Source organism: Amycolatopsis dongchuanensis, assembly GCF_039542405.1.
GTDB lineage: Bacteria > Actinomycetota > Actinomycetes > Mycobacteriales > Pseudonocardiaceae > Amycolatopsis_E > Amycolatopsis_E sacchari.
This window is the reverse complement of record NZ_BAABIB010000088.1, coordinates 39,423-50,017: the sequence shown is the minus strand read 5'-3', so window position 1 is coordinate 50,017 and position 10,595 is coordinate 39,423. Positions and strand designations below refer to the sequence as shown.

12 protein-coding genes are annotated in these 10,595 nt (G+C 72.7%); 8 read left to right on the top strand and 4 right to left on the bottom strand.

Annotated features, from left to right (window positions below; translation table 11 throughout):
• Positions 1-106 precede the first annotated feature (106 nt).
• Positions 107-1,177 (bottom strand): isocitrate/isopropylmalate dehydrogenase family protein, encoded by a 1,071-nt coding sequence (locus ABFX51_RS23415; protein ID WP_091503739.1) that lies wholly within the window; start codon positions 1,175-1,177, stop codon positions 107-109.
• Between the two features lie 3 nt (positions 1,178-1,180).
• Positions 1,181-1,576 carry a hypothetical protein gene (locus ABFX51_RS23410; protein WP_091503741.1) on the bottom strand — a complete coding sequence of 132 codons (396 nt, stop codon included), beginning with the start codon at positions 1,574-1,576 and terminating at the stop codon, positions 1,181-1,183.
• A gap of 140 nt (positions 1,577-1,716) precedes the next feature.
• Here ABFX51_RS23410 and ABFX51_RS23405 point away from each other — a divergent pair, with 140 nt between their 5' ends.
• The gene (locus tag ABFX51_RS23405) at positions 1,717-2,040 is read left to right on the top strand and encodes a hypothetical protein (RefSeq protein WP_091503742.1); all 324 of its coding nucleotides are present in this window, start codon (positions 1,717-1,719) and stop codon (positions 2,038-2,040) included.
• A 31-nt stretch (positions 2,041-2,071) separates the two neighbouring features.
• Here ABFX51_RS23405 and ABFX51_RS23400 read toward each other — a convergent pair whose 3' ends face one another.
• Positions 2,072-2,734: a dienelactone hydrolase family protein gene (locus ABFX51_RS23400; protein WP_091503744.1), complete on the bottom strand. Its 663-nt coding sequence runs from the start codon at positions 2,732-2,734 to the stop codon at positions 2,072-2,074.
• A gap of 182 nt (positions 2,735-2,916) precedes the next feature.
• On the opposite strand from ABFX51_RS23400, the gene ABFX51_RS23395 reads away from it, so the two are divergent.
• The 7 genes from ABFX51_RS23395 (at position 2,917) to ABFX51_RS23365 (ending at position 8,452) form a co-directional block, all read left to right on the top strand.
• Positions 2,917-3,459 carry a flavodoxin domain-containing protein gene (locus ABFX51_RS23395; protein WP_177228492.1) on the top strand — a complete coding sequence of 181 codons (543 nt, stop codon included), beginning with the start codon at positions 2,917-2,919 and terminating at the stop codon, positions 3,457-3,459.
• 67 nt (positions 3,460-3,526) lie between these two features.
• The gene (locus ABFX51_RS23390; RefSeq protein ID WP_428832496.1) at positions 3,527-4,525 is read left to right on the top strand and encodes a glycosyltransferase family 2 protein; all 999 of its coding nucleotides are present in this window, start codon (positions 3,527-3,529) and stop codon (positions 4,523-4,525) included.
• On the top strand, positions 4,522-4,938 hold the full coding sequence (locus ABFX51_RS23385; RefSeq protein ID WP_091503749.1) for a GtrA family protein: 417 nt from the start codon (positions 4,522-4,524) through the stop codon (positions 4,936-4,938). Before ABFX51_RS23390 ends, ABFX51_RS23385 begins: the two co-directional genes overlap by 4 nt.
• A gap of 224 nt (positions 4,939-5,162) precedes the next feature.
• Positions 5,163-5,951, top strand: a complete 789-nt coding sequence (locus tag ABFX51_RS23380) for a TylF/MycF/NovP-related O-methyltransferase (RefSeq protein WP_091503751.1) — start codon at positions 5,163-5,165, stop codon at positions 5,949-5,951.
• A 148-nt stretch (positions 5,952-6,099) separates the two neighbouring features.
• Positions 6,100-6,657, top strand: coding sequence for a DUF1453 domain-containing protein (locus ABFX51_RS23375; protein WP_091503752.1), 558 nt, complete (start codon positions 6,100-6,102; stop codon positions 6,655-6,657).
• A 35-nt stretch (positions 6,658-6,692) separates the two neighbouring features.
• Complete coding sequence (locus ABFX51_RS23370; RefSeq protein ID WP_091503754.1) at positions 6,693-7,790, top strand: sensor histidine kinase; 1,098 nt, start codon at positions 6,693-6,695, stop codon at positions 7,788-7,790.
• Positions 7,787-8,452 carry a response regulator gene (locus ABFX51_RS23365; RefSeq protein WP_346054928.1) on the top strand — a complete coding sequence of 222 codons (666 nt, stop codon included), beginning with the start codon at positions 7,787-7,789 and terminating at the stop codon, positions 8,450-8,452. The genes ABFX51_RS23370 and ABFX51_RS23365 overlap by 4 nt, the downstream gene beginning before the upstream one ends.
• Positions 8,453-9,424: 972 nt before the next feature.
• Here ABFX51_RS23365 and ABFX51_RS23360 read toward each other — a convergent pair.
• The gene (locus ABFX51_RS23360; RefSeq protein ID WP_091503757.1) at positions 9,425-10,507 is read right to left on the bottom strand and encodes a LacI family DNA-binding transcriptional regulator; all 1,083 of its coding nucleotides are present in this window, start codon (positions 10,505-10,507) and stop codon (positions 9,425-9,427) included.
• Positions 10,508-10,595: the final 88 nt, after the last annotated feature.

Here is a 10,595-nt window from a genome sequence, read left to right as displayed (position 1 = left end):
CTGCTGAAGGTAACCGGCCGTGTCGGAAAAGTGGCCCCCGTGCCCGGGATCACTGCCCGATGACCCCGGCACGCCCGCCCGGACACCCCTGGCGCGGGCCGGGGAATTAGGCCGTGCGGGCGATCGCCGCCACGACCGCGCCGGTGAACTCGCGGGTCCCCGCGGAGCCGCCGAGGTCGGCCGTCGCGACGCCCGCGCGGAAGGTCTCCGCCACCGCCGTCTCGATCAGCCGGGCGGCGGCGCGCGGCATGGCGTCGTCGTGCCGCGCGGCGAGCCAGCCGAGCAACATCGCGGCCGAGAGGATCATCGCCGCCGGGTTGGCGGCGTCCGTTCCGGCGAGGTCCGGGGCCGACCCGTGGGTCGCCTGCGCCATCGCGCGCTCGGCGGAGGCGTTGATCGACGGGGCGATGCCCAGCGAGCCCGCGAGCTCCGCGGTGAGGTCGGAAAGGATGTCGCCGAACATGTTCTCCGTGACGAGCACGTCGAACTCCGGGGCGCGGCGCAGCAGGTGCACCGTCATGGCGTCGATGTGCTCGTCGTCCACCGCCACGTCGGGGTACTGCCCGGCGACCTCACGGCACACCCGCAGGAACAGCCCGCTCGTCAGCTGCAGCACGTTGGCCTTGTGGACGATCGTGACGCGGCGCCGGCGGGTCCGCGCCAGCCGGAACGCCTCGTGCGCGATGCGCTCGACGGCCGCACGCGTGAAGATGCCGTGGGCGATCGCCACGTCGGGCGTCGGCATGAACTCGCCCGCGCCCGCGTAGGTGTTGCGGTCGGCGTAGAAGCCTTCGGTGTTCTCCCGGACCACGACGAGGTCGGTGCCCGCGACGCGCGCGTGCGTGCCCTCGAACGCCTTCGCGGGGCGGATGTTGGCGAACAGGCCGAAGTGCTTGCGGATGGTGCCGCTGGGGTTGAGCCGTGAGCGGTGCGGCTCGGGGTACGCGGCGTTGTCGTGCGGCCCGAGCAGCCAGCCGTCGAGCCCGGCCAGCGCCGTCAGCGTGTCCTCGGGCAGCGGCGTGCCGTGCCGTTCGATCGCCGCGAAACCGACCGGCAGCGGCACCCACTCGACGGGCTCACCGCCGGCGGCCGCGACCGCGGCGTCCACGACCCGCACCGCCGCGGGCACGATCTCGGGCCCGATCCCGTCCCCGTCGAGGACTCCCAGCCGGAGCACGTGTCAGAACTCGTCGGAGCCGGCGCCGAGCTCGTGCTCCAGGGCGTCGGCCCTGGCCACGACCGAGCGCAGCGGCCGCCCGAACTCCTCCTCCAGGTGCAGCGACGCCAGCGGCACGGTGTGCTTGACCAGGGCCACCCCGTCGACGACGGCGGCGCCCCCCACCGGCGACGTGCCGGCCAGCTCCAGCAGGCGGCGCAGGTCGATCTTGTCGGCCCAGCCGACCGGGGACGAGATCTCGGCGCACGGCGCGCCCTCGACGTCGGGCAGGTAGTGCACCGCGACCTGCTGCGTCCGGCCGCCCCCGGTGTCGACGCGGAACCGCAGCCAGTGCTCCGTCTCCTCCAGCACCTCGTACCGGACACGCACGTAGTTGATCACGTCGGCCCAGACCGTCACCTTCGCCGCCTTTCGCCTGCCGGTTCGCGGCCGTCAGCTTAACCGCCGCCGGGCGCCCCGGCCGGGACGACGAGGCGCGTCCCCCGCCCGGGGGCCGAGAGCTTCGACTGTGGCTGCCGTCTTCACCTATGGTGAGTGCCATGCCGGACGAGATCCTGATGACCATCGCCACCACGCTCGCCACCAAGGCGGCGACGGGGCTGTACGACCTGGTGAAGAACAGGTTCTCGCGGCACCCGGAGGCCGCCGGCGCGCTCGAGGCGGCCGATCCCGCGGACGAGGGCAGCGTGCGGGCCCTCGCCGAGCGGCTCGACGCGGAAGCGCAGGCCGACCCGGAGTTCGCCGCCGCGCTGCGGGGCCAGTGGCAGCAGACGGCGAACGGCGGGGTGAACAACCAGATCACCGGAACCGTGCACGGCAAGGTCGTGCAGGCCGGGGACATCCACGGCAACATCAGCTTCTGAGCGGTTTCGCGCGTCCAGCCGGGAGAACGGCTCACGCCGACGGTGGCACGGCCGGGCCGGTGCCGACGTTGCGCGTGAACCAGTCCGCCGCGAGGCGGGCCGCCTGGTCGAGCGTGCCCGGTTCCTCGAACAGGTGGCCGGCGCCGGGCACCACTTCCAGGTGCTTGCCCGACCGGAGGCGGTCCAGCGCCTGCCGGTTGAGGTCGAGCACCGTCTCGTCGCGCTCGCCGACGATGAGCAGCGTGGGCGCCTGGACCCGGGTGAGCGCGTCTCCGGCGAGGTCGGGCCGTCCGCCGCGGGACACGACCGCGCGCACGGCGGCGGGCCGCTCGGCGGCGGCGAGCAACGCGGCGCCCGCGCCGGTGCTGGCGCCGAACAGGCCCACCGCGGAATGCGCCGTCGCGGGCTGGTCGGCGAGCCAGTCGACGATCGCCGCCACCCGCCCCGCGAGCACCGGGATGTCGAAGCGCAGCTCGTCGGCGCGTTCCTCCTCGGCGGTCAGCAGGTCGACCAGCAGGGTGCCGAGTCGCGCCTGCCGGAGCACTTCCGCGACCCGCCGGTTGCGCGGGCTGTGCCTGCTGCTGCCGGAGCCGTGGGCGAACACGACCACCCCGCTCTCCCGGCTGGGCAGCGCGAGGTGTGCCTCCAGTTCCAGGTCGCCGAGCGGGAGCCGCACGTCGTCGTCGAAGAACACCGGTCCCTCCTGCCTCCGCGACGGGTCCTACCCGTCGACCTCAATCGTGAAACACACGGGAACCGTTGGTCCTGTCCCGTCAGGACTTCCGGCCCGCGTTCCGGGGCCGGGAGGCCCTGTCGCACGCTGCCCGGCCGGGGCCAGCATCGAAAGAGGTCATCCGGCGGCGGAAGGAGCGCGTCGTGAAGGTGCTGGTGACGGTCGGGAGCAGGCACGGGGCGACGCTGGAGATCGCGGACGAGATCGGCCGCAGGCTGCGCGAGGCGCTGACGCTGCTCGGTGAGCTGCCGGAGGTGGACGTGCGCCCGGCGGTGTTCGTGGCCGAGGTCGACGAGTACCACGCCGTCGTGCTGGGCAGCTCGGTCTACCACGGCCGGTGGGTCGAGTCCGCGCGGGAGCTGGCCGAGCGCGAGCACGAGGCGCTGGTGGCGCGGCCGGTGTGGCTGTTTTCCAGCGGTGCCTGCGGTTCCCCGCCCGCGGTGCGGCTGGACGGCGAAGAGCTGACCAGGCTGCGCGAGCTGACGGGGGCCCACCAGCACCGCGCGTTCATCGGGGCGCTCGACTGGCGCAGGCTCGACCCGGGCGAGCTGTCGGAGGCGTCGGCGGTGGCCTCCAGCGGCGGGTTCGGCGACTACCGCAACTGGCCCGAGTTCCGCCACTGGGCGGACACGATCGCCACGACGCTGTGGGCCGCGACCGCGCTCGACCCGCACCTCGTCGGCTGAAAAAGCGCTGCTTGTTGGCGGCTCGCCAGAAGAGCGACCGGACAAAAAGGTGCATACCGTGTAACGCATGTGGGTGACAAACGATAGGGATGACATGCGTTTGGCGCTCGTGATTCCGTGCTTCAACGAAGAAGGCACACTTCCGCGGTTGCTCGAACGGCTGCGTGCGGTACTGCCCGGGATCACCAGCGAGTTCGAGGTCGTGTTCGTCGACGACGGCAGCACCGACGGCACGCTCGGGGAGCTGCGCGCGATCCACGCCACCGACCCCCGGTTCCGCTACCTGGCGCTGAGCCGCAACTTCGGCAAGGAATCCGCGATGCTGGCGGGGCTCTCCCACGCCAGGGGGGACGCGGTGGCGATACTCGACGCGGATCTGCAGCATCCCCCCGAACTGCTGCGGGACATGATCCAGCTGCTGGAGCAGGGCTACGAACAGGTCGTGGCCCGGCGCCGCAACCGCACCGGCGACCCCGTTCTGCGCAAGGCGTTCACCCGGTTGTTCTACCGCCTGCTCAACCGCATGGTGGACGTGGAGATCCCCGACGGGCTGGGCGACTTCCGGCTGCTGAGCCGCAAAGCGGTCGACGCGCTGCTCGCGCTCGGCGAGTACAACCGGTTTTCGAAGGGGCTGTTCTCCTGGATCGGCTTCGACACCGCGGTCGTCGATTTCGACGTCGCGCGCCGCGAGGGTGGCGGGGGCAGCCGCTGGACCTTCCGGCGCCTGCTCGACTACGGCATCGACGGGGTGGTGTCGTTCAACAACCGGCCGCTGCGGCTGGCGATCCACGTGGGCGCGCTGAGCACGCTGTTCGCGTTCGGTTACGCCGCGTGGGTGCTGATCTCCGCGCTGGTGCAAGGAAATCCGGTACCCGGGTACGTCACGACGGTGTGCGGGGTGCTCGTCTTCGGCGGGCTCCAGCTGCTCGTGCTGGGCGTGATCGGCGAGTACCTCGGCCGCATCTACTACGAGACGAAACGCCGGCCGCACTTCCTCGTCAAGGAGCTGAGCCCGGTGCCCGAGGCCGCCCCCGTCCCCGCCGAAAGCCGGCGCGCCGCCTCATGACCTGGTCACGGCTGGTCCGGTTCGGACTCGTGGGCGTGCTCAACACGGCCACCTACTACGTGCTCTACCTGCTGCTGCACCGTTTCCTGCCCTACCTCGCGGCACACGTGTGCGCGTTCCTGATCAGCATGGTCGGCTCGTACTTCCTCAACTGCGCCTTCACCTTCCGCACGCGGCCGACGCTGCGGAAGTTCCTGCTGTTCCCGCTGTCCAACGTGACGAACCTGGTCGTCAGCTCGGCGGGGCTGTACCTGCTGGTCGACGTCCTGCACTGGAACCAGGTGGTCTCCCCGCTCGTCGCGGCCGCGCTCGCCGTGCCGGTGACGTTCGTCGTCGCCAAGCTCGTGCTGGTCGGGCGTGAGCACGAGGGGAGCGGCCGCGCGCGTCGCGAGCTGGAAGGGAACGCTCCCTGAGCCGACCCCGGCCTCAGGCGTCCCGGCCCGGGACAACTGCCGGTGGCACGTGTCCCTGTCCGGCAAGGTCGTCATAGCCGGTCCCGGGGTGCGGTTGTGCGAACGTGACCCGGTCGCGTTACGCTCGCTCGCCCGGCGGGGCACCCTCGTCGCGGCCCGGTGCCCGAGCTGAGCGGGCGCGCCCACTGGCCCCGGCTGCTCGGCAGCCGGTGAGAGGAGGTCCGGTGCTGGAGCGGATCCGTCATCGCCTGCGTGCGTCCTTGGTGCGCATCGCCGAGGAAGCCGCCGACCGCCACCTGGCGGAGACCGCCGCGCTGGTGGAGCGGCTGCGTGAGGACGTCCGCCGGGAGGCGGACCGCGTCGTGGACAACGTGCGGGACGTCGAGTTCCGGTCCCGGCGGGACATCTTCGCCGCGGCGGAGCGGGCCGCGGTGGCCAGCACCGAGCGCTTCGTCCGGCAGCACCTGCCCGCGGTGCCGACGTTCCCGCACCCCGCGGAGACGCTGCGGCACGTGCTGACCGAGGTGCCCGACGAGGGACTGGTGCTGGAGTTCGGCGTCTACACCGGAAGCACCCTCAAGACCATCGCCACGACGCTGCCCGGGCGCGAGATCTACGGGTTCGACTCGTTCCAGGGCCTGCCGGAGACGTGGCGCACGGGCTTTGCCGAGGGTGCCTTCGGCGAAGCCGAGGTGCCCGACATCGACGGCGCGCGGCTCGTCGTCGGCTGGTTCGCCGACACGCTGCCCGGCTTCGCCGCCGAACACCCCGGCCCGGTCGCGTTCCTGCACCTGGACGCCGACCTGTACTCCTCGACCGCGACCGTGCTGGAGCACCTTGGCGACCGGCTCCGGCCCGGCAGCGTCGTGCTGTTCGACGAGTACTTCAACTACCCGGGCTGGGAGGAGCACGAACACCGCGCGTGGCAGGAGTTCGTCGCCCGGTCCGGCGTGACCTTCGAATACCTCTGCTACACCTCGAACAACGAGCAGCTCGCCGTCCGCATCACCTGAACGTCCGAAGTGGACCCGCCCTGGTCCCTCCGCATCCACCTCCGGGTGGAGGAGATCTCCACCCGGATCTCCACCCTCGGCTCGAAGACGGGGGTCCTCGTCCCGCCGTAGCTTCACCGGAGACGGCAAGCGGAACGGGAAAGGGACCATGAGCGGACCTGTGGAGATCGTGCTCGTCATCGCGGTCATCGGCTACGTGCTGGTGCGCCGCCTGCTCGGTGAACCGGCGGAGGCCAAGCGGCTACTGGTGCTGCCGGCGATACTGGTGGTCGTCGGGATCACCGACCTCGCGAAGGAGGTGCATTCGCCGGCGGTGTGGGCGTTCACCGTCGCGAGCGGACTGCTCAGCGTCGCGATCGGGGTGGCGCGGGGTGCGAGCATCCGGGTGTTCCAACGCGACGGCATCGCCTTCCTGCGCTACACCGCGGTCACCGTCGTCCTGCTCGTGGCCACGGTCGTGGCGAAGTTCGGGGCGAACGTCCTCTTCGGTCTGGTCGACCGGCAGGCCGCCGGTGCCGTGCCCGGCAACTCACTGATGCTGACGCTGGGGCTGAGCCTCCTCGCGGAAGGCGTGATCGTGCTCGCCAAGGCGGTGCGCGGCGAAGGCCGGATCATCTGGCAGCGGGGGCGTAATGGAGCCGGGCACCGCACCGCGCCGTGGCTCGACGACCTCCAGCGCCGGTACTCCGGGCGGGACGCTCGCTAAGCTGAACACCGCCCACCGACCGAGGACCCGAAGGCATGGACGAAGAAGCGCGGCTGTACTGGTACACCGACCGCCTGCTGCGCCCGTTCGCCATCGCCGCACTGGTCCTCGTCGCGGCGCTCCAGTTCGCGGCCCACCCCGTCACCTGGCGGCCGCTCGCGATCGCCTTGCTGGCCTGCTGTGCGGCAGGGGAGGCCGCGGGGCTGGTGCCGGGTGACCGCCTCGCGCCGGGTGGGCGCCTGGCGTTCGGGGTGTCCTACTCGGTGCTCTCGGGCATGCTGCTGCCGCTGGCGCAGTCCACCGTGGCGCCCGCGTTCGCGTTCCTGGCCTCCGCTCAGGCGGGCCAGAAGCTGCCTGCCCGCACAGCGGTGTGCGTCGCCACCGGGGGAGCGGTCACGACAGCCGTGTCCCTGTGGCTCGTCGACAGGCTCGCGCCCGGAAGTATCGATTGGCCGTGGTGGCTGGGGTTGACGGTCGTCACGCCCGTGTTCCTCGGGATCGCCCGGCGGAACGGGCTACGGGCCGCGGAGGCCGAGCGGCGCGAGGCGACGCTCCGGGAGCGGGGCCGCATCGCGCGCGAGATCCACGACGTGCTCGGCCACTCGCTGTCCGGTATCGCGCTGCAGCTCGACCTGGCCGACGCCCTGCACGGCAAGGGCCGCGCGGACGAGGCGAACGAGGCCGTCCGCCGGGCTCGCGCGCTGGCCGTTTCCAGCATCTCCGAGACCCGGCGGGCGATCGAAGCGCTGCATGAGGACGCCCTGCCGCTCGAACAGAGCCTGGAGCTGCTGGCGGGCAGTGAATCGGTGCCGCTGGAGATCACCGGTGAACCCGCGCCCGTGTCGAGCGAGGCGGCGCACGCCCTGCTCCGGGCGGCTCAGGAGGCGCTGACGAACGCCGCGAAACACGCGCCCGGCGCACGGCGTGCTGTGAAGCTCGCGTTCACGCGGGATTCCGTCGCCCTCACGGTGGTCAACGATCGCGCGCCGGGAGGCGCCGTGCGGCGGGACGACGGTGGCGGGATGGGTCTGGTGGGCATGCGTGAGCGCATCGCGTTGCTGCGGGGCACGCTCCGGGCGGGGCCGGACGCGGAGACGGGAGGCTGGCGGGTGGCGGTGGAGGTGCCGAGGTGAGCGTGTCCCTCGTCGTGGTGGACGACCAGGCCGCGGTGCGCGAGGCGCTCGCGGTGATGCTGGACCTCGCCGACGGGATCGACGTGGTCGCCACCGCGGCCGACGGGCGGGAGGCGCTGGAGGTGGTCGCCGCGCACGAGCCCGACGTGGTGCTGATGGACCTGCACATGCCCGTGCTCGACGGGGTGGCGGCGACCGGGCGGATCAAGGCCACCGCGCCCGGCGTGCAGGTGGTGGTGCTGACGACCTTCGGCGACGACGAGTCGATACTGGCGGCCCTGGAGGCGGGGGCGAGCGGCTACCTGACGAAGGAGGCCGAGCGGGCGAGGATCGAGCAGGCGGTGCGGGACGCGGGCGCCGGGGACGTCGTGCTGGCACCCGAGGTGCAGCGCAGGCTCATCGCACTGGCCACGCGGCGCGCCCGTCCAGCGGCGGAACCGGTCGCGTTCACCGCCAGGGAACGGGAAATCCTCGGCCTGATCGGCGAAGGCCTGCGCAACCCGGAGATCGCCCGGCGGCTGGTGATCAGCGAGGCCACCGTCAAGACCCACATCAACAACCTGTTCGCCAAAGCAGGTTTCCGCTCACGCGCCGACGCGGTCCGGTACGCGCTGAGCACCGCCGGACCCCAGCCGTGGCGGCCGGACCGGGGCGCCCCGTGAGGATCAGCGCGCTGGCCGGTTGTGCGGTGGGTTCCGCGGCGGGGAGTTTCGCCTTGAGCGGGAGGCGTGGCAGCCTGGCCGCGGTGCGGCTCGGCGCGCGCCGACCGCGGGGTGGGGTCCCCGGTGGAGAGTTTCGCCTTGGGCAGGTCGGTGGCGGCCTAGCCGCGCTGCGCCAGGCGCGGCTCGGCGCGCGCTGGCCGGTTGCGCTGTGGGTTTCGTGGCAGCGAGCTTCGCCTTGAGTGGGGGCATGGAGGCCTGGTCGCGTTGCGCCAGGCGCGGCTCGGCGCGCGGCCACTGGACTCGCCGTGGATTCGCTGGGGACCAGCTTCGCCTCGGGCCGGGGGCGTGGCGGCTTGGCCGCGCCGCGGCAGGCGCCGCTCAGCGCGGCCACCGGTCGCGCTGTGGGTTTCGTGGCAGCGAGCTTCGCCTTGAGTGGGGGCATGGAGGCCTGGTCGCGTTGCGCCAGGCGCGGCTCGGCGCGCTGGCCGGTCGCGGGGTGGGTTTCCGGCGAGGTTCGCGTTGAGCAGGTCGCGTGGCGGCTTGGCCGCGCCGCGGCAGGCGCCGCTCAGAACGGCCACCGGTCGCGCCGTGGTTTCCTGGCAGCGGGCTCTGCCTTGAGCGGGAGCGGTCCAGCGCCCCGGCCGGGCACGCCTTGGATCCTCGCGACCAGCTTCGCCAGAGCGGGGCCATGTCGGGGCGTGGCCGCCTCGGGCCGGAAGCGACCTACCGAGCGACCACCGGTCGCGCCGCGGATTCCCCGGCGGCGGGCTATGCCTCGCGCGGGTAGCGTGGCCGCCCGGGACCGGGCACGCCGTCAATTCCCGGCGAACAGCGTCGCCTTCAGCTGGGCGTGGCCCGTCCTGTGGCGGGCGCGCGGCTCAGCACCCCGCCCGGGCACGCCCTCGATTCCCCGTGACCAGCCCCGCCTTGAGCAGGTCGCGTGGCCGCCCGGCCCCCTGCCGCAGGCGCGACTCAGCGCACAGCCACCGGCCGCGCCGTCGACTCCCTCGCCACCAGCTTGGCCTTCAGCTGGATGTGTTGCGGGGCGCGCCCGGCGCGCTCGCCCTCGATGTGGTCCAGCAGCTGCCTTCCCGCGCGGGCACCGAGGTCATACGTGGGCTGCTCCACGATCGTCAGTTCCGGGCGGACCAGCGTCGTCCACGGCTCGTCGTCGAAGCCGATCAGGGACAGCTCCTCCGGCATCCGCAGGCCGCGGTCCTGCGCCGCGCGGTAGGCGCCCGACGCGAGGACGTTGTCGGTGCACAGCACGGCCGTCGGCGGGTCGGCCAAATCCAACAGCGACAGCAGGGCGTCGTAGGCGGAACCGCGTTCGTACCGGGCCGGGGCGACCAGCGCCTCGTCGACCTCCACGCCCGCCGCGTCCAGCGCCCGCACGTACCCCCGCAGCCGCACGGCACTCGGGAACAGGCCGCGCCGCCGCGTGCCCGCCCGCAGCCGCGCCAGCTGGTCGCCCGCCTCCGTGATCACGCCGATCCGCCGGTGCCCCAGCTCCAGCAGGTGCGCCACCGCCTCGGCGGCCGCGTGCTCGTTGTCGATCGTGATGCTGTCCGCCTCCGGCACGCCGCTGACCTGCCGGTCGATCAGCACCACCGGCACCCCGGCCTCCATCGCGTGCTTGAGGTGCGTGCCCTCGCCGGGCTGCGCCGCCGCGACGATCATCCCGTCCACACGCTTCTCCGACATCACCGAGACCGCGCGCTGCTCGGCCGCCAGCGCCCCGCCCGTGTTGGCGAGCAGCACCTCGAACCCGGCTGGCTGCGCGACATCCGTGATCCCGCTCAGCGCGGTCGCGAAGAACGGGTTCGCGACGTCGGCGACCACGACGCCGATCGTGTGCGTCGAGCCCGTGATCATGCTGCGGGCCAGGCCGTTGGGCCGGTACCCCAGCTCGGCCGCCGCCGCGAGCACCCGCTCCCTCGTCCGCTCGCTGACCTGCCCGTACCCGCCCAGCGCCCGCCCGGCGGTGGCCGTCGAAACGCCCGCCGCGCGCGCCACGTCGATCAGCGACGGGCTCGCCCCGCCATGGGTCGTCACTGCCGGCCTCCCCAGCTGACACAACGGTTATCTCCCGAAGTCTTGACCGATCGTACTACCGGCTGAGAACCTTCTCATCCAACAGCTA

Excerpts from the sequence above, each read along its gene's own strand:
- ABFX51_RS23405 (WP_091503742.1), top strand. The coding sequence starts at position 1,717 with ATGCCGGACGAGATCCTGATGACCATCGCCACCACGCTCGCCACCAAG.
- ABFX51_RS23390 (WP_428832496.1), top strand. The coding sequence starts at position 3,527 with ATGTGGGTGACAAACGATAGGGATGACATGCGTTTGGCGCTCGTGATT.
- ABFX51_RS23385 (WP_091503749.1), top strand. The coding sequence starts at position 4,522 with ATGACCTGGTCACGGCTGGTCCGGTTCGGACTCGTGGGCGTGCTCAAC.
- ABFX51_RS23375 (WP_091503752.1), top strand. The coding sequence starts at position 6,100 with ATGAGCGGACCTGTGGAGATCGTGCTCGTCATCGCGGTCATCGGCTAC.
- ABFX51_RS23370 (WP_091503754.1), top strand. The coding sequence starts at position 6,693 with ATGGACGAAGAAGCGCGGCTGTACTGGTACACCGACCGCCTGCTGCGC.